The organism is Candidatus Acidiferrales bacterium (genome assembly GCA_036514995.1).
Taxonomy (GTDB): domain Bacteria; phylum Acidobacteriota; class Terriglobia; order Acidiferrales; family DATBWB01; genus DATBWB01.
In genome coordinates this window covers 1-24,030 of the sequence record DATBWB010000148.1, presented here as the reverse complement: position 1 = coordinate 24,030, position 24,030 = coordinate 1, and the positions used below count along the sequence as shown (strand labels likewise).

Sequence of the window (24,030 nt, the reverse complement as noted above, 5' to 3'; positions counted from 1 at the left end):
GAAACTTTGCCGCCTGATTGCATCACCAACCGCTCGGCCTCGGCCCGTTCATGCCGGGCGAGGGTGCCGGTAAAGACAAACGTCTTGCCCTTGAGGCGCGTCTCTTTGGCGGCCACGCGTCGCTCTTCAAACCTGAGCCGCGCCCGGCGCAGCTTTTCGAGCAGTTTCCGGTTCTGTGGCTCGCGGAAGAACTGATAGATGCTCTCGCCCACTTTCGGCCCAACCTCGAAAGCTTCGGTGAGCTCTTCGAGCGAAGCTCGGGCGAGCTTGTCCATCGAGCCGAAGTGCTCCGCCAGGATTTGGCCTGTCCGCTCGCCGACAAAGCGAATGCCGAGCGCAAAGATCAAATTGGCCAGCCCGCGCTGCTTGCTCTCTTCGATTTGTCCCAGCAAATTGCCGGCGGACTTTTCCGCCATGCGTTCGAGCCCGGATACTTCGTCGAGCTTCAGAGAATAAAGGGCGGCCACGTCCTTGACGATTCCTTTGTCCACCAACTGGTCCACAATTTTCTCGCCGAGCCCGTCAATATCCATGGCCCGGCGACCGGCAAAGTGCAGCAGAGATTCTTTGAGTTTGGCCGGGCAACGAGCCGAAACGCAGCGGTAGGCCACCTCTTCTGGGTCCCGGATAACCCGTCCGCCGCACACCGGGCATCTTTTCGGCATCTTGAATGGCCTGCCGTTAGGATCGCGCTTGGCTACTTGGACGACCTTGGGGATGACTTCACCGGCCCGCTCAATCACCACCCAATCGCCGATCTTGACGCCCAGCCGCTCGATCTCATCCATGTTGTGGAGCGTCGAATGGCTCACCGTGACGCCGCTCACCGGCACGGGTTCGAGATCAGCCACCGGTGTCAGCGACCCGGTGCGGCCCACTTGGGCGCGGATGTTCACGATCCTGGTGGTTGCCTGCTGCGCCGGATATTTGTAGGCAATCGCCCACCGCGGCGCCTTGGCCGTCGAGCCAAGCTCTCGCTGCATCGCGACGGCGTTCACCTTGATGACGATGCCGTCGATCTCGTATGGCAGCTTCTCGCGCTTCGTTTCCCATTGCTCGCAGTAGGCGATGACCTCATCGAGCGACCGGCAGACTTTCCAGTTCGGATTCACCTTGAAGCGCATGCGGGTGAGCGCGTCGAGGACTTCGCTGTGCCGGTTGAAAGGCACGCGACCTTCCGCCAACAAATAATAGGAATAGAAATCCAACTTGCGTGAGGCAGTGATGGTCGGGTCGAGCACGCGGACGGAACCGGCGGCGGCGTTGCGTGGGTTGGCAAACCTTTTTTCACCAGCCTGATCTTGCTGCGCGTTCAACTCCTCCAGGGCCTTGCGCGTCAGGATGACCTCGCCGCGCACCTCGAAGCCCTCTTCGAGTCCGACTGCCTTGACTCTCTCCTCTTCCACAAACAACGGCACGGAACGAATCGTCTTCACATTAGCGGTGACATCCTCGCCGTTGACGCCATCACCCCGGGTCACGCCGCGTTCGAACCGTCGCTGCCGGTAGTGGAGCGCCATGCTCAGCCCGTCGAGCTTGTGCTCGACCACGTATTCGATTCGTGATTTGCCGCTCGCGTTCTGGATTCGTTTGTCGAATTCACGCAATTCGTCAAAAGAATAGGCATTGTCGAGGCTGAGCATTTGGGAGCGGTGCTTGACCTTGACGAAGCCCTCGCGCGGCTGCCCGCCAACCCGCTGCGATGGCGAATCGGGCGTAATGAGGCTGGGATCCTGCGCTTCGAGCGCCTTCAGGCGGTTCATGAATTGATCGAATTCGTGGTCGCTGATTTCAGGATCGTCGAGGACGTAGTAGCGATGCTCGTGGTAGCGAATTTTTTCGCGCCATTCCTCGATCTGCTTTGCGAGCGATTTGCGGCCCGGCATGGGGAAACTCTCCGAAGCGCTCCGGCAACCCAAAATTATACTACCCCTTGCGAGAAAGCGAAGGCCGAGGGCTTGCCCGCCTGGCCTGATGGCAGGCTTCTGCTCGCGGAAACATTGCACTACCGAACACTTTTCCCGATAATGAGCTTGCTCTTGCGGTGCCTTGATGCCATCCGCATTTTCGAAGGCCGTCCTCATCCACAATCCGAAAGCGGGACGTGGCCGACGGCGGCAGAAAGAGCTGGAACTCGCCTGCGATTACCTCGCCTCCCGCAATATTCCGGTGCAGCTTGAGGAGACCGCCGGCTCGGGGATGGCCACCGAACTCGCCCGGCAAGCAGCCGCAGCCGGTTTTGACCTGGTCATCGTCTGCGGCGGTGACGGCACGGTCAACGAAGTGGTCAACGGCCTGGCGGGAACGTCCACGCCGATGGCCCTGCTGCCGGCCGGCACAGGAAACATTCTCGCCAAGGAGCTTCGGCTGCCGTGGAACGTGCTTCATGCCGCGCGGCTCATTCCTGAGGGCGAAGTCCGCCGCATCGCGCTCGGCTGCGCCGGCGGCAGGTACTTTCTGGCCGTTGCCGGAGTGGGCGTGGATGCCAACATCGTCTATAAGCTGGAAGCCAGGATGAAATCCTCTCTGGGCCAGCTCTCCTACTGGCTGGAGTCGTTGCGCCAAATGTTTGCGTATTCCCTTCCCACCTTCCGGCTGGTGGCGGATGGCTCGCCCGTGGAAGCTACCTTTGCCGTCATCGGCCGGACATCACACTATGGCGGGCCGATCCGCATCACCACCGGGGCTAACCTCTTGGCCGACGATTTTGAAGTGGTCGCCATCACCACGCGATGGCGCATTGCCTTTCTGCTCTATCTCCTTGGCGTCTGGACCCATAGCCTAAAAAAAATGCCGGGCGTCCATTTCTTCCGAACCAGGCGGCTGCGCTGCGAAGCGGCCCGGACGACAAGGAAGAATCCACACATTTACGTCGAGTGCGACGGGGAGTTAAGCGGCCAACTACCACAGGATTTTCTAATTGTTCCCGATGCGCTCTCTCTCGTATTCCCTCGGCCCCCGATGCATCGGCGCGAAGCACGCCTTTGAAGACCATTGAGACATGGAAAACATAACGCACACGCTCGTTGCCGTCGCTCTCTCCCGCGCGGGCCTGAATCGCAAAGCAGCCTACGCTACCGGGGCGCTGATCGTCGCTGCCAATTTGCCCGACATAGACATCGCCACGGTGCTTCGCAGCCCGCTCGAATATCTCCGATGGGAGCGCGGTTATACCCACTCGGTTCTGGGAGTCACGCTCCTGGCTGCGCTGCTATTTCCTCTGTTTCGTTTGGGCGAGGCGATCTTCCGCCGCGGCCAGCCCTCCCGGATTCGCTGGCTGCCCTTTTTCGCGGTGTGCTGGGCGGGAACGGCGAGCCACCTGCTGCTGGACCTGCTCGATTCTTACGGTGTTCGCGCCGGTTTGCCTTTTAGCGGCCGCTGGCTGGCTGCCGACCTGGCCTTCATCTGGGATCCCTGGATCTTCGGCATTCTCCTGGTGGCGCTCTTTGTGCCCTGGATCACAAAGCTGGTCAGTGAGGAGATTGGAGCGCGGTCGAAAACTCCGCCGGGGCGAGCGAGCGCGATCCTGGCGCTCGGGCTGGTGGCGGTGTTCTGCGGCGTGCGCGCTTATGGGCACGCTCGCGCAGTCGGTTTGCTGGATGCCCGGATTTATCACGGACGCACGCCGCTCGCCGTGGGCGCATTTCCGGACGCGCTCTCGCCGGCGGTGTGGCACGGCGTCGTGGAAACGGCCGGAACTTACGAATTGATCGAGGTGAACGTGCTCCTGCCCGAGCGTTTCGACCCGGATCGTGCCTCCACGCATTACAAGCCGACCGCTTCCCCGGCTCTCGACGCGGCCGAGAATACACACACCGCAAGAATGTTCCTGGAATCGGCGCGCTTTCCGCTGGCGAACGTGGAACACCTTGCCGACGGCTGGCGGGTGCGTATCCGCGATTTGCGCTTTGCATCGGCCACTCGCCGGCGGCGCAGCTTCGTTGTCACAATTGGTCTGGATGAGGAATTCCACGTTCGGGACGAATCCTTCCGCGTCGGTGGCTCCGCCGAACCTCCCTTGCCACGCGAACCGTAGAAGATGAAGAATCCCGGTCTAAAGGCCGCCGCTACGTCGTCTTTGCCACAGCCGGCTTATGAGATAAGCGGCGAGCATGAAGGCAAGCAGCGCCAAGCCGACCAGGGCCTTGTTCTGCCGGAGATAGTCAAGGGCCGACCTTCCGAAGCGGACGGCGAGGTAGCCTTCCAGAAAGTAGCGGGCGCCGCGAGCGACCAAAAGCGTGACCGCGAACGATGAAACGCGGAGGCGAAATACCCCGGCGGCGATCACAAATACCTTGAAGGGTGCGGGCGGGGGCAAGACAGCCGGTATCCCGATCGTCAAGAACTCATTCCGCTCGTACCAGCCGCGAATTTTTTCGATCTGCGGTCCGGAGGCTCGTTTCCGCAAAAAAAGCTCGCCGCCTTTGCGCGCCAGGTAGTAAAGCCACAGGCACCCCGCCAGGGAACCCAGCGTCGCCAAGCCCGCATAGAAGACCATGCGGGAAGGCTCGGAAGCGGAAGCGTAAACGATGAACAGGTCGGTAAACAGGGGAAAGGAAAGAATGGAAGAATCCAGGAAGGTGATGATAAAGAGCCCGCCTGGCCCGCCGAACGAAGCAATCAGCCACTTGATCCAAGCCGGTTGGTGGTTCATTCAGGAAACTCTTTCCAGTCTCAAAAAGCGGCTATTGTAGCCGGGCAGCGCGCCACTGACAATGAAAAATCCGTCCGCCTTGACCGCCGTTCGATTTTCCTGCTATAAACCTCGGTTTGCCCAGCGGCCTCGTCAGCTATCCTAAAGAAAGAATCCCGCCTCGAGCGTCGGCAGGAGGAGTCCCATGATCTCGTTCTGGCCACTCACCTTCATTATGAGCGTGAGCGTGCTATCGCTGATCGTTGCGGTGTTATTCGCGCGGCAAGTCCTGAGGGCGGATACGGGGACGCCGGGCATGCAGGAGATTGCCGCGGCCATCAAAGAGGGGGCCGAGGCGTTTCTCCGCCGCCAATATTCGACCATCGCCCTGCTGAGCGGGGTGGTCGCCGTCATCCTTTTTGCCTTCTACCTGCGCAGCAAGGGCATGACGCTGGCGTGGCGGACGGTGGTGGCGTTTCTGTTCGGCGCGCTCTGTTCGGGAATCGCCGGCTACTGCGGCATGTTTGTGTCCATACGCGCCAATCTTCGCGCGGCGGCGGCAGCTCGCACCAGCCTGAACCGGGCCTTGCAGCTTGCGTTGCGCGGCGGCGCGGTGAACGGTCTGGCGGTCGTTGCCCTTTCCCTGCTGGGAGTGGGCGGGCTGTTCTACTTTTTCGGCGGCCTGGAGCATCCCCAGGAGGTTCCGCTTCACATCGTCGGCTTTGGCTTTGGCGCGAGCTTTGTGGCGCTCTTCGCCCAGCTCGGCGGCGGCATTTACACCAAGGCGGCCGACGTCGGCGCCGATTTGGTGGGCAAGATCGAAGCCGGCATACCGGAGGACGACCCGCGCAATCCGGCGGTCATCGCCGACCTGGTGGGAGACAACGTGGGCGACTGTGCCGGCCGCGGCGCCGACCTTTTTGAGTCTACTGCCGCAGAGAACATCGGCGCGATGATTATCGGCATTGCCCTCTTTCCCGTCTTCGGCATCAAGGGCATCTTTTTCCCCCTGGTGGCCCGCGCCTTCGGCTTGATCGCTTCGATTGTCGCGGTGCTGGTAGTGCGCACGAAAGAGCAGGGCGAGGATCCGATGCAGGCTTTGAACCGAGGCTACCTGGTAACCACGGTGCTGGCCATGGCCGGTTTCTACGTGGCCGTGCGAACCATGCTTCAGGACAACCTCTGGTTCTTTGCTGCCGGCATCGTGGGCATTGTCACCAGCTTTCTGTTCGTCTGGATCACGCAGTATTACACCGAATATCGCTACCGCCCGGTGCTCTCGATCGCCAAAGCCTCGATCACCGGCCCGGCAACCAACATCATTACCGGCTTTGCGGTAGCCCTGGAATGCACCGCCCTGCCCGTCATCACCATCTCGGCTGCCATTTTGCTTTCCTACTATTTCGGCCAGCGCGGCTTGCCCGGCAACGCTGGCGCCGGTCTTTACGGCACTGCCATTGCCACCATGGGCATGCTTTCGACGGCGGCTTACATTCTGGCGATGGATACCTTTGGACCCATCACCGACAACGCCGGCGGAATTATTGAGATGAGCGGCGCGCCGGAAGATGTTCGCCGGCGCACGGACCGCTTGGACTCAGTCGGCAACACAACCAAAGCGTTGACCAAAGGCTACGCCATCGGCAGCGCAGCGCTCGCCGCCTTCTTGCTCTTCTCCGCCTATCTGGATGAGGTCACCCACCTGACCGGCCAGCGCTTCCACGTGGTGGACATCGGCAAGGTCCCCGTCTTTGTCGGGGCGCTCATAGGCGCCGCTCTTATCTTCCTGTTCAGCTCGTTCGCCATCAAGGCGGTGGGCAAAACAGCCTATTGCGTCATCGAGGAAGTCCGGCGCCAGTTCCGCGAAAATAAGGGCATCATGGAAGGCACCGTCAAGCCCGACTACGGCAAGTGCGTGGACATCGTCACCGTCGGCGCCCTCAAGGCCATGGTGGTTCCGGGCCTGCTGGCGGTCGGCGTGCCCGTTGCCGTGGGTTTCCTCTTCAAATATCTGAGTTCGTCGCCGGGGGAAAACACGGGCGCAGAATCGGTAGCAGCCTTGCTCATGGTAGGCACCATCGGCGGCATCCTGCTGGCGACCCTGATGAACAACGGTGGCGGCGCCTGGGACAACGCCAAGAAGTTTATTGAGACGGGCCAGCTCGGCGGCAAGCGCTCGGATGCGCACAAAGCGGCCGTTGTAGGCGACACTGTCGGCGACCCCTTCAAGGACACCGCCGGGCCTTCGCTCCACGTCCTGATCAAACTGCTCAGCACCATCACACTGGTGATGGCGCCGCTGTTCATTTAGCGCCGGCACTTCAGCCTTTCATGCGGTTCTGAATTTTCTTGGCTAGCTTCTCGATCTCCTCCGCCTTCCTGACCAGCTTGAGAGAGAGGATTTCGCTGTTGGTTTTGTCCACCTCGGCCTTCAGTTCAGTGGCGAGCTGCAAGAGGTGATCCGCGTCCTTTTTCACTTGCTCGTGCTGGCTCTTGAGAATGGCTTTGAGGGGAGGGCCCGCCGGTTCTTCCGGTTGTTCGATCCCCGGTGGCCAGCGAGGAGGCGCCGGCCGCTGGGGCGCTGGTGGCGCCTGGCCGGAAACGAATATGCTTGAAAGAAGAAACAAACAACCCGGTATGACTGCCATGAAGCGATATGCCCTTCCCATTCCGGCCTCCTTGACGGCGAGCCCGTATCGCAGCTTCGGCAGGATCAGCAACCTCGCCTCAAACCGTTGTTCCGGCTGAGCGGCGGTTGTTATAATGCCGCCCGTCCAGCTCCATGATGCTAGTCGCAATCTTGGATTCTGCCAAGCTGAAGGTTGTCGGGCTAACGCCCGTCGCCACGCAGCTTATGCAGGTGCGATCATGGTAGCTTCTGTGGACGACTCAGAACTTGCCGAGGCCTTGATCTCGGTCTGGCGTCAGGTGCTCGTGGAAGGCCAGAACACAGTCAAGCTCGGCGGAAGGAATTTTCCGGTCGGCAAGACAGGCCGGAGCCGATTGCGGGTTGTGAACTTTGAATGCGAAAGTCAGAAGCTCGTCGGAATCGAGCAGAATCCCAATACGACCTCCCGTTGGGCGGCCATGGCCCGCCAGGGGTTACGGATCATGCAATTCAGTCTGGCCGGTCGCTACATCGCCAACGTCGCCGATGGGCGGGCCAACTTCTACCGCCGCAGAGCCTAACCTACTGATACAGAAATGGTTATCGTTAGGCTTCGAGCCAGCCGGTTTGGGTTTGGCGGTCAGCTAAGCGCCCCTCAGGAGAAAGCCGGGCGGCCAACGACAGGCTGGTCTATACCAAATTGGTACTGGACAAGAACTCAAAGCGTGGCACAATGAGATTACTCCAGCCCCAGCAACCAGCCCTAGGTCCGTCGGATGGCACTGAAGTGTCAGGACACTCCTTGTGATGGAAGAGTTCCCCGGGAGCTCGAGGCCGAGGGGCTCTGCTTGCGCCATTTCATCCGCCACTCCGAGCGAGGCTGCGATGCGCTCCGCCGGGAACTGGTACAAGGGGAACTCAGTGCCGAGCGGAGAGCCGAAATCGAACAACACCTCGGCGGTGTAGGCAGCAAGCTGGCGGCTGCTGCGACGGCCGGCTACCCGCTCGCCGACCACATCAAAGCCGCCATCCTCAATACCCTGCTGCTTCTGATGAACGTCCGGGAAAGCCTCGAAAAAGCCAAGCGCCGTCCGGAAGCCAAACCGGTCTCCACGGATATCCTCCGAGCTTGATACTCGCCTATTTCAGGTAATGGAGTTTCAGGCTGCGCTCAGTGGCAACTCTGGCGAGCACGACTGATCGGCTCGAAATCAACGCTCACCGCTATCCTCGCTGGATCTCGAGCGGGAGGCCCGGGTCCATCAGTGAGGCTCCACCGTCCACAGCGATGAGCTGGCCTGTAATCCAGCTCGCTTCTTCCGAGCAGAGGAGTGCGACGGCGTTTCCAATGTCCCCCGGCGTCCCCAGCCGTCCCATCGGTGTCCACCCCCCTTCGTGCCATGTGCGAATAGCCTTCTGCACCTCTTGCGGCAGGGTGTTCAAGACGCTGTCCTCGATCCAGCCGGGGCTGATGGCATTTACTGTTATCCCGCGTTTCGCCAGAGCTACGGCGAAATAGCGGCACAGCGACTCCATGGCAATCTTGGCCGACCCCATCGCAACCCAGGGCTGCCAGCTCCCCGTGCGCCCACCCGGAGCGTAGGTGATGGCGATCATTCTGCCTCCGTTACCCATCAAGCGGCTCGCCTCCCGTACCCCGAGGAGGAAAGCCTTGGCCTGGGAATTGATGGCCGTGTCCCATTGGTCGAGCGTGATTTCCATCGGTCCCTGGTAGAAGGTGGGTACCTCAGTTCGCGCGTTGCTTACAAAGATGTCGAGCTTGCCGAACTCGGCCTTGACTCGCGCAAACATGCGGCTGATCTCTTCCGGGCGGCATACGTCGGCTTGAATGACGAACCCATCGGAACCGGACTCCCGTATCTTGGCGAGCGTATCCTTGGCAGCAGCTTCGTTCTTGCAGTAGTTGATCGCGACCTTGACGCCTTTGTCCGCGAGCTTCAGAGCGATTCCCCTGCCGATACCCCGCGAACTTCCAGTAATCAAAGCAAACTTCGCCTTCAGCGACATAGCGACCTCCATCGTTAGGATTGCGCTGAAAACATTATCAGGGTATTAGCGCCACACATTTTAGGGCGCACCCAGAGGCAAGTCAACGCGAGGGGAATAGGACGCCCGGGCGGATTTGAGCTGCGGACCGCTCCCGGCGGTCCTGCCCAAGCGCTCTCAGTTTCCGAACCAGTTCAAAAAAGCAGTGATAATCAGAGCATTGGTGAAGTCAATGAAGAAGGCCCCAACGAGCGGCACAACAAGAAACGCGCGGGGGGCCGGGCCATAGCGTTCCACCAGCGCGCGCATATTCGTGAGGGCATTGGCTGTGGTACCCAGCGCAAACCCGATCAAGCCGGCCGCCGTCACCGCTGAATCGTAATCCCGGCCCATGAGGGGAAAGGAGATGAGGTAGGCGAACAGTCCCATGACGATCACTTGCGCCAGCAGAATCACCACCAGCGGGGTCGCCAGATGCGCCAGCTCCCAGAGTTTGAGGTTAAGCAGGGCCATAGCCAGGAAAAGAAGCAGCGAGATATTCCCAATCAGGTCCATCACCGGCGTGGAGATGCGGAGCCAGCCGAATTGATCGTCGAGGTTCCGCAGCACCGAGGCCACCAGCATGGCGCCGATATAGGTGGGCAAGATGATTCCCTGCCCCTGGATGTAGGCGCTCACCACGGCGCCGATGCCCATGGCGATCGCCAGCACGATAATGTTCCGGAGCAGGGGCGTGTCCTCGCGCTCGACTTCGAGCGTGACCCTCGACCCCGCTTCGCTGATCGCAGAAATATCCCCGCTGGCATGGAACTTTCGAGTGGCCGCCGTGCGCAGGACGCGGCGCTCAACAATCCAAGTGCCGACCGGGCCCCCGAGCAGCCCGCCACAAACGATCCCAAAGGTCGCTGCGGAAATGGCCAACGAATCGGCGGCCGCGACACCCAGCTTCTCAAACATGGGCGCAAAGGCCAGGCCGGTAGCCGGGCCACCCACCAGCGTTACCGAGCCCGCCATCACTCCCACCAGGCGGTTAACGCCGAAGGCGGAGGCGACGGCCATGCCCAGAAAATTCTGCACAAAACACAGAAACGTGGACATCGCCAGAAACACGAACACCTGCACCCCGCCCTTTTTCAGCAGCGGCAGGCTCGCGTTCATGCCGATGGTGGTGAAGAAAGCAATCATCAGGATGGGCTAGAGGGTCGCGTCAAAGTGAAACGAGGCCACGCCCTTGTGCAAGAGCAGCAGCAAAACCGCGGCCAACAGCCCACCCACCACCGGCGCGGGGATGTTCAGCCGGGCGATCACCCGGATCTTCCGCTTCAGGAAAAGGCCTGCGAAAAGAACGACTGCGGCGTAAGCAAGGGTTTGCGCCGCATCAGGCTGGAAGACAGGCAAGCTTTCGTCTCACGAATCAATCGAAAGATTCGGGGGAAGCTTAGTCTGTCCTGCGGCGGAATTCAACCGCTCTTGCCCCTCCGGAACGAAGTGGAGGCGCGGGTGGGAGGAGTTTATCCCGAGCCTGCCGAGGGAAACCCACGAGTGGAGGTTCGCCGCGAGGTGGACAGGCCCTTCGACTCGCCCCGATTCTATCGGGGCTCGCTCAGGGCAATTTCGCCGGCTGGCGAAATTGGAGGCGCGGGTGGGAGGAGTTCATCCTGAGCGTAGCCGAAGGAAACCCACCACTGGCTGCCCCTCGACTTGCTGCGCTTGCTCGGGGCAATCCCGCCTGCGGCGAAATTGGAGGCGCGGGTGGGATTCGAACCCACGAATGGAGGTTTTGCAGACCTCTCCCTTAGACCACTTGGGTACCGCGCCCTGCCTTCAGTATACCGAAAAACGACGAATCATGGACGGGCAAGGGGGAATCAGGAAAGGGGAAGATGCCCGCCTGAAGGCAGCCTCTACGGGTTCCTGAGCATGTAGCGGCGGGCTTCAGCCCGGCACTTGGGTTTCCCCCGCCATTGCCGCAGCCAATGCCCGCCTGAAGCGCCTGCAACGGGCAGCGCATGCGATGTTAAATGACTGCTTCCCGGAGAAACTGAGCCGATTCCTCCGGCGGCGTGGGGTTGATGTAGAAGCCGGTGCCCCATTCAAACCCGGCCACGCGCGTCAACTTGGGCATCATCTCAATGTGCCAGTGGTAGTGGTCGTTGGTTTCCTCCCCGACGGGCGAGGTGTGGATGACATAGTTATAGGCCGGCATTTCCAGCACCACGTCCAGCCGCAGGAGAATGTTTTTCAGCATGGCTGCCAGGCCTCCATACATCCGGCTGGGGCAATTCTCAAAGGCCGAGCCGTGCTGCTTGGGCAACAGCCAGGTCTCAAACGGAAAGCGCGGGGCATAGGGCGCCACCGCGACAAAATCCTCGTTTTCGGTGATCACCCGCAGGCCGCTCTCCAGTTCCTGACGCACGATGTCGCAGAAGATGCACCGCTCCTTGTGGAGCCAGTAGGTCTTGCTGTTGTCCACCTCCTCCTGGACGCGCTTGGGCACAATGGGCAGGGCGATCAATTGAGAATGGGAATGTTCGAGGGAAGCGCCGGCAGCTTCGCCGTGATTCTTGAAAATGAGGATATACTTGAAGCGGCGGTCGCGCTTCAAGTCGAGCATGCGGTCGCGGTAAACGCCGAGGACTTCCTCCAATTGCTTCTCGGGGAGCCGCGCCAGCGTCAGGTGATGTTCCGGCGTCTCGATAATGACCTCGTGCGCGCCGATGCCGTTCATCTTGTCGAAGACTCCCTCGCCCTGGCGGTCGAGCGCGCCCTCAATCCCCAGTGCCGGAAATTTGTTGGGCACCACCCGCGTGGTCCAACCCGGACTGTTCCTGGGCCCGCCATTCTCTCGCCGGGCGTCCACCTCGGGCGGAGTCCTGTCCTCGTTTCCGTAGCAGAAAGGACAGAAGCCGGTGCCATGGATGCGGACCGACTCACGCGAAAAATCGGACGGACGCTTGGAGCGGTCCGTCGAAATGATCACCCATCGTCCCGTAATCGGGTCTTTTCTCAGTTCAGGCAAGTCGGTCGCTCCTTCCTCCCCTTTTCGTCCACGCTGCCGGCGGTTGCCGTTCCCACCAATCTCTTCCGGTCGTGTCGCAAGTGATCTTGTTCGGCGCCAACCGCCCTGAGCCTTTCGCCACCGGGGCGATCAGGTTGGAACGGCACGCGGGAGCCTTTCTCAATGCGTCAGATCTCCAAAAGCATTCTTGTGAAGCCGTACCTCAATTTTCCCCGGAAACGGCTCCTCGATGGCCACCACGTCAAAGCGGCTGGCAACGGCGCTTCTTTTCTGCCGGCCAAGAAACTGTTTTGCCGTGCGGAGCAGGAAGCGGCGCTTCTCCGGCGTAACCGCCTCCTCCGGGGCGCTCGCCAGGCTGCCCGTGCGGGTCTTGACCTCGATAAAAGCCAGCACCGGCCCATCCCAGCCGATCAAATCAATTTCGCCCGGGATGCCCGGCAGGCGAAAATTTCGCCGGACAAGCGTGTAGCCCTGCTTGCGCAGGAACCAGTAGGCGTAGGTCTCGCCGCGAATGCCGATGCGTCGCGCTGCCGCGTGAGCTTGCCGGCCGGCAGCCGGTTGAGGGGTTGCGTGCGACCCCGGGGACGCCCCTTCGGGCTCCCTCAGGCCGCCCCGGCGCGCCATCCAGTCCAATACACCAAACATCGCCCTGGCAAAAAACAACATTGCTTAGGCCGAGCCGGCAATCTCGGTGACGATTCCGTCGAGCAATTTTACCGCAAACTCAGCCTGCTCGCGGTCAATCACGAGCGGCGCATCATGCGGAAGGTGCTTGCCCCGCAACCCAAGACGAGCAGGCCGCGCTCCAAAGCTCTCCGGACGATCTGATCGCGCAGCTCGGGCGCCATCTGGCGCGTTTTCCGGTCGCGGACGATTTCGATCCCGATCATGAGTCCCTTGCCGCGGACCTCCCCCACGATGGGGTGGCGTTCGGGCCAGTCGCGCAGGCGGCTCATCAAGAGGTCGCCCATCCGCCGGGCGTTGTCAAGGCACTGCTCCTCGATGAGTCGAAATGACTCGCTCATCGCGAGCCACGATCTCTTTGGCCTTTGGGCCGGGCAGCGGCGTTCGAATCTCCGGGAGTTTGACTTCGATCTTGGTCTCCAGCATGGCATCCTCCAATCGAGAAAAGCCCCGAGAGCGAGCTAGGGTTAAGGGCAGAAGCTTCCGGGGAGGCCCGATCGGCAGGAGAGCTAGTCAACGCCCAGGAGATTGGGGCGCGCCAGAGCAGGAAGCATGCACCGCACCGGGTCATCGAGCGTCGCGCCCGTCATTTCCTTCTCCAGCGGAAACCGTCTTTCATGTCCTCAATTAGGATACCACGGCGGAGGAGATCCTGGCGAATACGATCGGCGGCGGCAAAGTCCCTGCGCGAGCGCGCCTGGACACGTTCCTGGATGAGACGCTCGACTTCGGCCGCGGAAATCTCTTCCCCGGCTTCGGTGGGAGCGTAGCCGGCAGATTTGAGTTTCTGGATGTCGTCCTCCGTCATAACCGCAAAAATCTTGTCCCACTCGGCAAGGACCGCCAAAACAGGGGCCACGTCCTCCGACCGAAATTCACCCTGATCGGCTATGGTGTTGACGTCGCGCACCAGGTCAAAGATGGCGGCCAGCGCCTGAGCGGTGTTGAGGTCGTCTGCCAAAGCCTTGAAAACTTCCTGCCCGGCTGCCTGGCAGGCCTCGCGAACCCTGGGTTGGCTACCGCTGGAAAATGTGCTGGTGGTGAGACGAAAGCGAAAGTTTCTGAGCCGATCCACTGCCCCTGCCGCTTGTTGCAAGCCGTCGAAGGTGAAGTTCAATTGTTTGCGGTAGGGGACCGAGGCAAGCAGGTATCGAATGGCCGACGGGCGATAGCCGCGGGCAAAGAGATCCCGCAAGGTATAGAAATTGCCGAGCGACTTGGACATCTTTTCTCCTTCCACCAGGAGGTGCTCGCCGTGCAACCAGTGGCGCACGAACGGCCTTCCCGTCGCTGCTTCACTCTGGGCAATTTCGTTCTCGTGATGCGGGAAGGCCAAGTCCACGCCGCCGGTGTGGATGTCAAAACTCTCACCCAGGTATCGCATGGACATGGCTGAGCATTCAATGTGCCAGCCAGGCCGTCCCCTCCCCAGCCCCGTTTCCCAGAAAGGCTCGTTCTCCTTGGGCGCTTTCCAGAGAGCAAAATCGCGCGGATCCTCTTTTTCATAGCTGTCCGCTTCCACCCGCGCGCCCGTCTTGATGCCGCTCAGGTCAATCTTCGAAAGCTTGCCGTAGCCGGGAAATTTTGAGATGCGGAAATAGGTGGAACCTTCGCTCTCATACGTGAACGATTGGCGGCGCAAACGCTCAATGAGCTTCACCATGTCATCAATGTGCTCGGTGGCCCGAACCAGCCGCTCCGGCGGTTCCAGATTGAGGAGCCGGGCGTCCTCGAGAAAAGCTTGCGTGAACTTGTCGGTGTACTCCCGCAGGCTGATCCCCGCCTCGAGCGACTTGCGGATGGTCTTGTCATCCACATCGGTCAGGTTGCGCACCTGAAGCAATTCGTAGCCCTGGTGCTCGAGAAAGCGCCGCAGGATGTCCTCAAAAACAAACGTGCGGAAGTTTCCGATGTGGGCAAAGTCATGGACCGTCGGCCCACAACTGTACATCCTCACCCGCTTGGGCTCGAGCGTCTCGAATGGCTCGACTTTCCCCGCAAGCGTATTGTAGAAGCGGATCACTGCGATCCTTGCGCCCTTTCGTCGAACCCGCGATTCTAGTGCCGTTCCAACTGTTTGCGCAAGATACCGAGACGTCGCGACAAATCATCTATACGTGCTGGGTTCCTTAGAAACCTACCCTAGAATAGTTGGAACGGCACTAGTGGCCGCTCCCATGAGTGTCAACCAACACCCCCGAGGGGATCGGCAGCCTCCTACTGTCGCGAGCCTCCCGCGAGGGGTTCAGGATTTGCACACAACGCTTTACACCCGACTATCCGCTGTGCTATGTTCCCGACCGTAGCTCGCACTGCAGACGCCAGTCCCGCTTCGCGGGACCGATTGTTGCGAACATTCCCCTCCAGCTTCTCTTGCCTCCGGCGTGCCGGAGGAATGAGGGGAGAAGCGCACCTTGCTCACACTCCGTAAGGTAGAACTGATCGGATTCAAATCCTTCTGCGACCGCACCGAAATTTCTTTTGAGCGCGACGGCATCACCGCCATCGTCGGCCCCAACGGCTGCGGAAAGTCCAACATCGCCGACGCCATCAACTGGGTCCTGGGCGAGCAATCGGCCAAATCGCTGCGTGGCGAGCGCATGGCCGACGTCATCTTCAACGGCACCGCCAAGCGGCCTCCCCTGGGCCTCGCCGAAGTCAGCCTGACACTCGTTGATCCGGAATTCGAAAAAGAAGCGCCCCTCGATGCGAGCGAAGTGGCCGCCCGGCCGGTGGAGGGAGCCGAAGAAATTCCCGTCGAAGCCTTTCCGAACGGCGATGGCGGAATCATGGAGAACGGCGCCGCGCGCTCAGTCGAGCCGGCCCCTCCCGCAAGACTCCAGACGGGGGGCCGGAGCGGGGAGATTGTTGTTTCCCGGCGGCTTTTCCGCTCGGGCGAAAGCGAATACCTGCTCAACGGCAAAATTTGCCGCCTCCGAGATATTCAGGAAATTTTTATGGGCACCGGGCTGGGACCGGATACGTACGCCATCATCGAACAGGGCCGCATCGGCCAGATTTTGAGTTCCAAGCCGCACGACCGCCGCGCCATCATCGAGGAGGCAGCGGGCGTCACCAAATACAAAAACAGGCGCCGGCTGGCGGAGGCCAAACTCGAATCGGCCAAGCTGAACCTCGCTCGCGTCAACGACATCCTGGTCGAAGTCGAAAAGCAACTGAACTCGCTCAAACGCCAGGCCACCAAGGCGCGGCGCTACCGCGAATTGCGCGAGCAGATGCGCGAGCAATTTCGCATCCTTATGGCCAACAAAGCCCGTGACCTCGCCGCCCAGCTTGCGCTGGTGGCACAGGCACTTCAGGAAAGACAGGCCGCCCTTTTCACCCAGGAATCCTCACTCGCCACGCTTGAGGTTGAGCAGGCAGGCCTCAACCAGCGGAACTTCGAGCTCGAATCCGAGCTGCGCAGCAACCAAAACGCCGTCAACCAGCAAGCGCTGGAACTCGATCGGGCGCAGAACCGCATCCAGTTCAGCGTTGAGCAGATTGACCGCATCGAAAATGAGGTCCGGGCGGCGGAGCTCGAGGCGATCGGGCTCACCGAGCGCCTGGCCGCCGCCCGCCGCAAGCAGGAAGAAAAGCGGCTGGCCGCGGAAACGATCGGCGCCGAGTACAACGAGAAAACAAACCAGTTTGAAAACCTTAACCGGCGCCATCAGGACCATCTGTCCAGCCAGCAAGCCGGCGAGACGGAGCTAGAGGGCCGGAATCGCAACCTGTTAGCGACCATCGAGGAGCAAGCCAGCCTCTCGACTCAAAGGACACAGCTTGACGAGCGTGGCTCGACGTCGCGGGAAGAGATGGCAAGGCTTGTGGCTCTCGGTGTTGACCTTCAAGAGGAGCGCGACGCAAGCAAGCGCCAACTGGGACAGGCAACCCGCGCAGGCGCTGAACTTCAGGAGCGTTGCTCCCGGCTTGCGGTGGAGATCGGACAGGCTCAAACCGAACTCGCCGGAGCAAAAGGGCGCAAGGAAACGACTACTGCCGAAGTCGAAGGTTTGCGAGAGCGGCTTGCTTCGGTCCGCGCCAAGCTCCATTCCATCTCCCAGATTCTCGAGCAGCGCGCCTACTCGGCCGGCGCCGTTCAAAAGCTCTTTGCCGCCAAGAACGATCCCGGCAATCGGCGCTTCCGTCCCGTCGGTGTGCTGGCTGATTTTGCCGACGTGGAAGCGGAATACGAGGCGGCGGTGGAAGAGTTTCTCCGAGAAGAACTCGAATACGTCGTGGTTGAAACCTTTGATGAAGCGCGCGAGGGCGTGGAGCTTCTGCGCGGGCCCGTGGGAGGCCATGCGACCTTCTTTGTGGACTCGCTGGGCAAGCTGGCCGCGGCCAAGCACTACTCGCACTCCCAAGTCTCTGATCAAAGCATCATCGTCCCGCTGGCCCAGCTCGTTCGCTTCCATCAGCCGCTGGGGGAGATGGCCAAGCAGTTTCTCCCGCGCCTGCTCGCCGCCTATCTGGTGGAAGAATCCGGGGATGCGGAGCGGCTGGCGCACGAACATCCAGGGCAATATTTCTTGACGGCGGATGGTGTTTGCTATTATGGCCGCCTTGTCAGCGGCGGCAAGGCCACCGAGGCCGGGCCGCTGGCCCTCAAGCGCGAGCAGTGCAGCGCCGAACGGGAACTCGGCTCGCTCGAATCCTCCCTCGCATCCCGGCTGTCCGACATGGAGCGATCGAATGCCGAGATCGCCGACATGGAAGCGGAGCTGTTGCAACGCCATGCTGAAAAGCAGGAAACGGAAAAGAGTCAGGTGGCGGCGGAGCATCTGCGGGCGCAAGCCGAAAGCGAACTTGGCCGCGCCGAAAAGGAGCTTCATGCCCACTCGGAACATGCAGCCAGGCTGGAACAAGAGATTGCCTGTCTCGAAAGCCGCCGCCGGACAACGGAAGAGGCGATGGCCGCTGCCGCAGACCGCCGCCGCCAGCTTCAGGGGGCGATCGAATCGCAGATCGAGCAAAGTCGCAGCTTGCGGCAAACTCTTGCCGAGATTTCCGACGATCGGGCCGGGTTGCGCAGCGAATTGGCGGCGCTCGAAGAGCGCAAAAGCTCGGCAGAGGCGGAGCACGACCGGTGGCAACAGGATGTTGTCGAACTAAGCCAGCAGGCAAACACGCTGGCCGCCGACCAGTCGCGCCTGCGTCAAGAGGAGTTCGAGCTTCGGGCGGCGATCGGCGGTCTTAAAGACCAGATGCACGACGCCGCCGAAGCAAAGGTTCGGTTGGAAGAGACCAAGACGCGACTCGAATCCGAATGGGAACAGCTCAAAGGGCGCACGATCCATCTGGACGACGAGATCCGGCAGGCCAGGCGCCGCCTGGACGCCTTGCGCGACGAACGCGGCCAGAAGGAGCTGGAGCGCGTGCGCCTGGAATCCGAGCGCTCCCATCTTGAGGAAACCTGCCGCAACGAGCTGGGCCTTGCCCCGGCCGACATTTTCCTCAACGAGGAACAGACCCTCAACGCCGAAGCTCTCGCCCTGGCCGACCAGACCTACCGGGAAATGAGAGAGAAGTTAGAGGGGATGGGACCGGTGAACATGATGGCGCTCGAGGAATATCAGGAGACGGACCAGCGCCACCGCTTCCTTTCCGGGCAACGCGATGACCTGGTGGCCTCGATCGCCGATACCATGCAGGCCATCGCCGAGATTGACGACGTTTCCCACAAACAATTTGTGGAAGCGTTTGAAGCCATCAACCGGTTCTTCAACGAAACCTTCCGAACGCTGTTCGGCGGGGGAAGCGGCGCGATGCGGCTGACGGACGAGATGAATCTGGCCGAGAGCGGCCTGGACATCGTCGCTCAGCCTCCCGGCAAGAAACTCCAGAATGTGCTGCTTCTCTCGGGAGGCGAGAAGGCGCTTACTGCGCTAGCTCTGCTCCTGGCGATTTTCCGTTTCCAGCCAAGCCCGTTCTGCATCCTCGACGAGGTGGATGCTCCGCTCGATGAGGCCAACGTCGGCCGTTTCACGGCCATGATTCAGGAAATGGCCCGACACAATCAGTTCATTTTGATCACGCACAACAAGAAGACGATGGAGATGGCGCCGGTGCTCTACGGCGTGACGATGCAGGAGCCGGGAGTCTCGAAGTTGGTCTCAGTGAACTTCGGGGAGGAAGCCGAAGCGACCGCGGCCTGAAAGTTTTTCCAAAGCTTTTCCACAGTTTTTGCACCTCCTCCGAATTTTGGCTTCTTTCCGTTGACAAGCAAAGGCAAAGAGCTACAATAGCGCCCGCGTTGTCCGAGTGGGTCACGTGAAGCCGGTTTTACTCGAGACGAATCTCTCTCGAGTTCCGCTTTTTTCCCGAGGGAAAGTCCGGGACTTGTACGAGCTCAACGGGCGGTTGCTGATGGTTGCGACCGACCGCATTTCCGCCTTTGACTTCGTATTGCCGACGGGGATTCCGGACAAGGGCAAGGTTCTGACTCAGCTTTCGGTGTTCTGGTTTGAGTTGCTGCGGCCGATTGTCTCAAACCATCTCATCTCGGCCCAAGTGGAAGCCTATCCCCCGGAATTGAGTGACTTCCGCCGGCAACTGGAAGGACGTTCCATGCTGGTGACGCGCGCGCAACCCTTTCCTGTCGAGTGCGTGGTGCGCGGCTATCTTTCCGGTTCAGCTTGGAAAGAGTATGTCCGCTCCGGTTCCGTTTGCGGAATCAAATTGGCGGCCGGGCTGCGCGAGTCGGAAGAACTGCCGGATCCAATCTTCACTCCGGCCACCAAGAGCGCCACCGGCCATGACGAAAACATCTCTTTCGACGATGTAGTTGGTCGCCTTGGCGGGGAAGAGGCAGAAATCCTGCGAGACCTGAGCGTGAAAATTTATCGCCGGGCGGTTGGCCACGCTGCCGAACGCGGCATCTTGATCGCTGACACGAAGTTTGAGTTTGGGCGGCTGGTAGCCGGGGAGTCTCCTCGCCAGGAACGGCGGGACAACGATATTATTTTGATTGATGAAGCCCTGACGCCCGATTCCTCCCGCTTCTGGCCGCGTGATGGCTACGCGCCGGGCCGGCCCCAGCCCTCTTTTGACAAGCAATTTGTGCGCGACTATCTGGAACAGATCGGGTGGAACAAGGAACCGCCAGCGCCTTCCTTGCCCGCCGAGATAGCCGAAGCCACCTCGACGCGGTACCGGGAGGCTTTCCGCCGTCTGACAGGCTGCGAACTAGATAGCCAGCCGGGCGCTTTCTCATAATCTCGGCGAAGGGAGTCCCCTGTGAAAGACCAGCTCGAATCGCTCATCGCCACTATGGTGGAACGAGGAATCTTATTTGACGAAGCCGTTGGTGAATTTGAGAAGAAGTTCATCACGCGCGTTTTGGAAGAGGAGAACGGCAACCAGTCGCGCGCCGCTCGCGCCCTGGGCATTCACCGGAACACTCTGAGCCGTAAGATTGAGTCCTACAAGCTCGACCATCAGCCTCGGCGCAACGGCAGGGGCCGCCACTAGCCGGGTGGCGCCCCGCGGCCGGCCCGGCCACAGGGTTGTGCCGTTTCTTGAGCCCCTACCTGCCGTCCCGCGTCCTGTCTCCCAAAACAAGAATGCCGACCCCGCTTCAGCGGAGGCGGCATGCTTTCAAGAATCCCGGAGAAAACTATGCCCGACCCTTCGGCTTGATCTGGCTTGTGCCAGCCCGCGGTTTGCGCACCGGGGGCTTGGCGGGAGGCTTCGAGGGTTTGGTCGCCACTTTCGGTATGTCTTCTTCGCTGACTTTGCCTTCCCGCAGCTTCAAAAGAAAACCCGGGGTGGTTTCATAGGCCTCGATAGTGCCCGTGAAGTGAACCACATCACCCTTCTTCAAGTTCTTGGCTTCGGGTGGGGCAATGGCGGCGAGCTGTACGTTGGCGGCTTCGGCAGCGGCTGCCTCTTCCCCCACCGCCAGCGCAATCGTCCGTGTCTCTTTGCCCACGTCCGGCATATTGCTCAGCACCAGGCCCTGGAGATCGATTTCCATGCCTTTGACGAGCAGCCACATCTTGTTAGCGGGGTCGCCGCCCGCCTTCAAGTCGCTGAAAATAGCTGGCACCGTGAGTCTCGAGCGTTCGGCATTAATTTCTTCGTAGGAAACAATCTTCCAGCCCGCCGGGGGGGACACTGAGCCGGCGGCAAGCGCCAGCACGTCCGTATAACCTTCCTCCGACCCGTGATACCGGATGAAGAGCTTCTTCGAATAATCCCGGAGCTGGCCCTCGATGGGGATCTTGAGGGAGATTGCCCGCGCCAGGTTCCAGATGGCCAGGGGGTGGTTGGGCGGCTGCCCATTCACAAAGCAAAGTGCCAAGCGGTAGTAGGCCCAAGGATCCTTCGGGGTATTCTGAATCGCCGCGTCAAATTCAACTTGGCCGGTCTTGTAGTCCTTACGTTGCAGCGCCGCCAGCCCGATGGTGGAGTGAAAGAGCGCGGTGACCGCCTTCATCTGCTCGGAAAACTGCTCATCAGTCTGGCCGGCCTGCTTCGCCTGTTTGGGCACTATCTCCAGACCCTTGCGAGCGGCCTGTTCAGCCTTGTCGAGCTTAGCGGCCAGATCCGGGTCGGCATTGGTGATGGTTGCCGGGAAATAGTAGGCTCGGGTGGCCAGGGCAACAAAATTGGTCGGGTCAAGGAGCAACCATCGGTCGGCTGTTTCCACCACCTTGGTCGGATTGTTCAGTTTCTGATAGGCCTGGAAGTAGGCCTGGAACGCGGTAGGCAGCAACTCGCTTTTGGGGTGCTTCTCGCAAAACTGGTCGAGCAACTGGACCTGCCTCTGAAGATCCTTTTCCCTTAGAGCCGCATTGAGATCGTTGTACTCTTCGTTGGTATATTTCAGTTGCGGTTGCGTCTGGCCGGTTTGCGCCCCGCCGCGGCGGGCTGTGCCGAGGAAGACCAGATTCCCCAACATCAGGCTCACCAGAATGATTCTTAGTCTCCGCTTCATAGCCGCTTCATCCTCCAACCAAACTCCTCAGGCTCTTTGGGGTTCGTGGAAGGGCCGCCACGACCGCATCGCTTGATCTAAAACCGAGCCATTATAGAAACAGCCTCCCTTCCGCGCAAGTGCGAATCTCGACCCACCGCCCCGAATCCACCCGCCGCGGCTGGCCCGGCCCTCACCCCATCATGGTAGGATGAGAAAATCAGCCACAAGGTTCGCTGAGCTGAGGTGCCGGGATGCCTAAAGATTCGCAACCCCTGAGGCAAGAAGTGGCTATCGTGACGGGCGCGACGCGCGGTATTGGCCGGGCCATTGCCGCCCAGCTTTGTCGCCTGGGCGCTCAGGTCGTCGTCTGCGGCCGGGGGGCAAGGGAGGTCGAACGCGCCGCACGCGAACTCGGCGCTTCAGGCCAGGCGCTGGGGATAACCGCCGACGTCCAGAAGCTCGACGACGTGGAAAGATTGGTGAACCAAACGATGGAAACATTCGAGCGGATAGACATCCTGGTCAACAACGCAGGCATCGGAATGTTTGGGCCGGTGGACCGTCTCGCCCCGGAGGAATGGGAACAGGTGGTGAACACCAATCTTCGAGGGGCCTTTTACACGATCCGGGCCGTTGCCCCGCATATGATGCGCCAGGGCTCGGGTCACATCATTAACATCTCCTCGCTGGCCGGCAAGAACGGCTTTGCCGGCGGCACGATCTATTGCGCCTCCAAGTTCGGCCTAATGGGACTGAGTTACTCGGCTGCCGAAGACCTCCGCGGCTACGGCATCCGGGTGAGTGTGATCTGCCCGGGGTCCGTCCACACGGAGTTTTCGCCGCATGCCGGCAAAAATCCCGAAAAGATGCTCAAGCCGGAGGACGTGGCGCACGCCGTGGCCATGCTGGTGACCCAGCGGCCGCAAAGTTTCATCAGCGAAATTGACCTGCGGCCGACCCAAAAGCCCTAGGTGCCGCGGCGACGTTCTATTTCTTTCCGAACAAGCCCTTGCACCGCCGCCGGGAGATCCCCTTCCCGCATCAGCCTTTCGAGATCCGCTGTCACCGTCCGGGCGATGAAACTCTCCCTGACAGGTGCGGGTGTTTGCGCATGTCGAATCAGGGCGAAGCGAATATCGCGCCGGAGCGACCATTTCCGATGCCTGGCAATTTCCCGAACGATGGCCGGTTTGCACACGCGGCCGGCCAGCAGGCGCAGCAGAACCGCTTCGGTCAGCCGCGGATTGTCGAGCGCCACCGGCACCACTTCCGGCCGGGCTTCCGCCAGCAGCCCGGCCAGGACGCGGAGTGGCCCGCGGCGCGCCAACGTCAGCTTCTGGCCCAGCGGCAGTTGCCCCAACCGGCCGACGATCATTTCACTGGCTTGCTGTTGGATCTCTGCCGGAACCGTGGGCAGCAAGCTCACCGTCATGAGGTCGAACAGGTAGAGGAACTTCAGCAACGCCATGGAGACCAGCCGGGGCGACCGCGGATGCCTGACCACAGCAAGCTTGACCCGGTAACTGGCAATCCACTCTTTTCTCCGCGCCACCTCTTCCACGATTTCCCCGGGCAGATCGGCTCGCTCGAGGAGCAAAAGAATTTGCGGTTCGGCAAGGTTGGCATTGTCGAGCAAGGCCCTCAGGACTTCCCTTGAGGGATCGCTCAGGAGCCGATCAAGCTCGTCGCCGACGGCTTGGGTGGCGCGTTGCAGACGTTTCTCGAGCTCCACGGCCGTTTGACCTATCCGTGTGTGCCTTTCTTCCGCCGTCCCGCATAGCGGGACCAGGCAAGGCGGGCGGCTGCCGTGGCCGGGCTGACAGTTGGGATGGCCACGCGGGCTCGCGGCGCTGCCTGAAGAAGGAACCTTCGCACGGCACGGTCAAGCAGCCGACTTCGCCCGAAGACGCCGCCCACCAGTCCCACCGGCAGAGTTGATCCGCCCAGCTTCAAGGCGCGAATCAGGTGTGTCCCGAGTTTGCCCAGGGCGACCGCGGCCTCGCGCAGGATGCGCTGCGCGCTGGGGTCGCCTCGGCCGGCCGCCTCCACGACAGCCGGAAAAAGCTTTGGCAGTTGCTCGAGCGGCGACGAGCGCACCGCCTCCTGGAGTTCAAACCAATCTTTGACGCCGAGCGCTTGCGCCGCCAGCTTGG

21 protein-coding genes, 1 tRNA gene and 1 pseudogene are annotated in these 24,030 nt (G+C 60.9%); 9 read left to right on the top strand and 14 right to left on the bottom strand.

Going from position 1 to position 24,030, the window contains the following annotated elements; all coding sequences use genetic code 11:
- Positions 1–1,886 (bottom strand): NAD-dependent DNA ligase LigA (gene ligA, locus VIH17_10130; GenBank protein HEY4683590.1); only part of this gene is annotated, 1,886 nt, incomplete at its 3' end.
- Positions 1,887–2,052: 166 nt separating this feature from the next.
- Between ligA and VIH17_10125 the strand changes: the two genes are divergently transcribed.
- Both VIH17_10125 and VIH17_10120 read left to right on the top strand, forming a co-directional pair.
- A complete protein-coding gene (locus VIH17_10125) occupies positions 2,053–2,988 on the top strand; it encodes a diacylglycerol kinase family protein (protein HEY4683589.1) in 936 nt (311 codons plus the stop codon).
- 13 nt (positions 2,989–3,001) lie between these two features.
- Positions 3,002–4,036 (top strand): metal-dependent hydrolase, encoded by a 1,035-nt coding sequence (locus tag VIH17_10120; GenBank protein ID HEY4683588.1) that lies wholly within the window; start codon positions 3,002–3,004, stop codon positions 4,034–4,036.
- Between the two features lie 18 nt (positions 4,037–4,054).
- Here VIH17_10120 and VIH17_10115 read toward each other — a convergent pair whose 3' ends face one another.
- Positions 4,055–4,654, bottom strand: coding sequence for a VTT domain-containing protein (locus tag VIH17_10115; protein HEY4683587.1), 600 nt, complete (start codon positions 4,652–4,654; stop codon positions 4,055–4,057).
- A gap of 184 nt (positions 4,655–4,838) precedes the next feature.
- Here VIH17_10115 and VIH17_10110 point away from each other — a divergent pair, with 184 nt between their 5' ends.
- Positions 4,839–6,944, top strand: a complete 2,106-nt coding sequence (locus tag VIH17_10110; GenBank protein ID HEY4683586.1) for a sodium-translocating pyrophosphatase — start codon at positions 4,839–4,841, stop codon at positions 6,942–6,944.
- A gap of 10 nt (positions 6,945–6,954) precedes the next feature.
- Here VIH17_10110 and VIH17_10105 read toward each other — a convergent pair whose 3' ends face one another.
- Positions 6,955–7,431 (bottom strand): hypothetical protein, encoded by a 477-nt coding sequence (locus VIH17_10105; protein ID HEY4683585.1) that lies wholly within the window; start codon positions 7,429–7,431, stop codon positions 6,955–6,957.
- Positions 7,432–7,501: 70 nt separating this feature from the next.
- Between VIH17_10105 and VIH17_10100 the strand changes: the two genes are divergently transcribed.
- Both VIH17_10100 and VIH17_10095 read left to right on the top strand, forming a co-directional pair.
- Positions 7,502–7,822, top strand: coding sequence for a hypothetical protein (locus tag VIH17_10100; GenBank protein HEY4683584.1), 321 nt, complete (start codon positions 7,502–7,504; stop codon positions 7,820–7,822).
- Between the two features lie 267 nt (positions 7,823–8,089).
- The gene (locus VIH17_10095; protein ID HEY4683583.1) at positions 8,090–8,374 is read left to right on the top strand and encodes a hypothetical protein; all 285 of its coding nucleotides are present in this window, start codon (positions 8,090–8,092) and stop codon (positions 8,372–8,374) included.
- Positions 8,375–8,465: 91 nt separating this feature from the next.
- On the opposite strand, the gene VIH17_10090 is transcribed toward VIH17_10095, so the two are convergent.
- From VIH17_10090 to cysS, 8 genes and pseudogenes are all read right to left on the bottom strand, one after another.
- A complete protein-coding gene (locus VIH17_10090; GenBank protein HEY4683582.1) occupies positions 8,466–9,269 on the bottom strand; it encodes an SDR family oxidoreductase in 804 nt (267 codons plus the stop codon).
- A gap of 156 nt (positions 9,270–9,425) precedes the next feature.
- Positions 9,426–10,646, bottom strand: a pseudogene (gltS, locus tag VIH17_10085) (sodium/glutamate symporter).
- Between the two features lie 343 nt (positions 10,647–10,989).
- Positions 10,990–11,066 (bottom strand) — tRNA-Cys (locus VIH17_10080).
- Between the two features lie 199 nt (positions 11,067–11,265).
- Positions 11,266–12,267 carry a galactose-1-phosphate uridylyltransferase gene (galT, locus tag VIH17_10075; GenBank protein ID HEY4683581.1) on the bottom strand — a complete coding sequence of 334 codons (1,002 nt, stop codon included), beginning with the start codon at positions 12,265–12,267 and terminating at the stop codon, positions 11,266–11,268.
- A 159-nt stretch (positions 12,268–12,426) separates the two neighbouring features.
- Entirely contained in the window at positions 12,427–12,912 is a 486-nt protein-coding gene (locus VIH17_10070) for a YraN family protein (protein ID HEY4683580.1), read from the bottom strand.
- A 98-nt stretch (positions 12,913–13,010) separates the two neighbouring features.
- Positions 13,011–13,292: an aminotransferase class III-fold pyridoxal phosphate-dependent enzyme gene (locus VIH17_10065; protein HEY4683579.1), complete on the bottom strand. Its 282-nt coding sequence runs from the start codon at positions 13,290–13,292 to the stop codon at positions 13,011–13,013.
- Positions 13,252–13,377, bottom strand: coding sequence for a hypothetical protein (locus tag VIH17_10060; protein HEY4683578.1), 126 nt, complete (start codon positions 13,375–13,377; stop codon positions 13,252–13,254). The genes VIH17_10065 and VIH17_10060 overlap by 41 nt, the downstream gene beginning before the upstream one ends.
- A 160-nt stretch (positions 13,378–13,537) precedes the next feature.
- Positions 13,538–14,974 carry a cysteine--tRNA ligase gene (gene cysS / locus VIH17_10055; protein HEY4683577.1) on the bottom strand — a complete coding sequence of 479 codons (1,437 nt, stop codon included), beginning with the start codon at positions 14,972–14,974 and terminating at the stop codon, positions 13,538–13,540.
- Positions 14,975–15,365: 391 nt separating this feature from the next.
- Here cysS and smc point away from each other — a divergent pair, with 391 nt between their 5' ends.
- From smc to VIH17_10040, 3 genes are all read left to right on the top strand, one after another.
- Positions 15,366–19,112: a chromosome segregation protein SMC gene (smc, locus tag VIH17_10050; protein HEY4683576.1), complete on the top strand. Its 3,747-nt coding sequence runs from the start codon at positions 15,366–15,368 to the stop codon at positions 19,110–19,112.
- Positions 19,113–19,218: 106 nt separating this feature from the next.
- A complete protein-coding gene (locus tag VIH17_10045; GenBank protein HEY4683575.1) occupies positions 19,219–20,172 on the top strand; it encodes a phosphoribosylaminoimidazolesuccinocarboxamide synthase in 954 nt (317 codons plus the stop codon).
- Positions 20,173–20,193: 21 nt separating this feature from the next.
- Entirely contained in the window at positions 20,194–20,427 is a 234-nt protein-coding gene (locus VIH17_10040) for a helix-turn-helix domain-containing protein (protein ID HEY4683574.1), read from the top strand.
- A gap of 145 nt (positions 20,428–20,572) precedes the next feature.
- Here the strand turns inward: VIH17_10040 and VIH17_10035 are convergent, their stop codons facing one another.
- Positions 20,573–21,895, bottom strand: a complete 1,323-nt coding sequence (locus tag VIH17_10035; GenBank protein HEY4683573.1) for a hypothetical protein — start codon at positions 21,893–21,895, stop codon at positions 20,573–20,575.
- Between the two features lie 233 nt (positions 21,896–22,128).
- Between VIH17_10035 and VIH17_10030 the strand changes: the two genes are divergently transcribed.
- Positions 22,129–22,848 (top strand): SDR family NAD(P)-dependent oxidoreductase, encoded by a 720-nt coding sequence (locus VIH17_10030; GenBank protein HEY4683572.1) that lies wholly within the window; start codon positions 22,129–22,131, stop codon positions 22,846–22,848.
- Here the strand turns inward: VIH17_10030 and VIH17_10025 are convergent.
- Together VIH17_10025 and VIH17_10020 are read right to left on the bottom strand one after the other, a co-directional pair.
- Positions 22,845–23,609, bottom strand: coding sequence for a hypothetical protein (locus tag VIH17_10025; GenBank protein ID HEY4683571.1), 765 nt, complete (start codon positions 23,607–23,609; stop codon positions 22,845–22,847). The two genes, VIH17_10030 and VIH17_10025, sit on opposite strands and share 4 nt — an antisense overlap.
- 11 nt (positions 23,610–23,620) lie before the next feature.
- The coding region (locus VIH17_10020; GenBank protein HEY4683570.1) for a hypothetical protein at positions 23,621–24,030 on the bottom strand (410 nt) is incomplete at its 5' end.

What these genes read in the sequence shown, in the direction of transcription:
- VIH17_10060 (HEY4683578.1), bottom strand. Translation starts at nt 13,377, where the DNA reads ATGCTGGAGACCAAGATCGAAGTCAAACTCCCGGAGATTCGAACGCCG.
- VIH17_10090 (HEY4683582.1), bottom strand. Translation starts at nt 9,269, where the DNA reads ATGTCGCTGAAGGCGAAGTTTGCTTTGATTACTGGAAGTTCGCGGGGT.
- VIH17_10035 (HEY4683573.1), bottom strand. Translation starts at nt 21,895, where the DNA reads ATGAAGCGGAGACTAAGAATCATTCTGGTGAGCCTGATGTTGGGGAAT.
- VIH17_10070 (HEY4683580.1), bottom strand. Translation starts at nt 12,912, where the DNA reads ATGTTTGGTGTATTGGACTGGATGGCGCGCCGGGGCGGCCTGAGGGAG.
- VIH17_10120 (HEY4683588.1), top strand. Translation starts at nt 3,002, where the DNA reads ATGGAAAACATAACGCACACGCTCGTTGCCGTCGCTCTCTCCCGCGCG.
- VIH17_10065 (HEY4683579.1), bottom strand. Translation starts at nt 13,292, where the DNA reads ATGAGCGAGTCATTTCGACTCATCGAGGAGCAGTGCCTTGACAACGCC.
- VIH17_10115 (HEY4683587.1), bottom strand. Translation starts at nt 4,654, where the DNA reads ATGAACCACCAACCGGCTTGGATCAAGTGGCTGATTGCTTCGTTCGGC.
- VIH17_10030 (HEY4683572.1), top strand. Translation starts at nt 22,129, where the DNA reads ATGCCTAAAGATTCGCAACCCCTGAGGCAAGAAGTGGCTATCGTGACG.
- VIH17_10110 (HEY4683586.1), top strand. Translation starts at nt 4,839, where the DNA reads ATGATCTCGTTCTGGCCACTCACCTTCATTATGAGCGTGAGCGTGCTA.
- VIH17_10100 (HEY4683584.1), top strand. Translation starts at nt 7,502, where the DNA reads ATGGTAGCTTCTGTGGACGACTCAGAACTTGCCGAGGCCTTGATCTCG.
- VIH17_10125 (HEY4683589.1), top strand. Translation starts at nt 2,053, where the DNA reads ATGCCATCCGCATTTTCGAAGGCCGTCCTCATCCACAATCCGAAAGCG.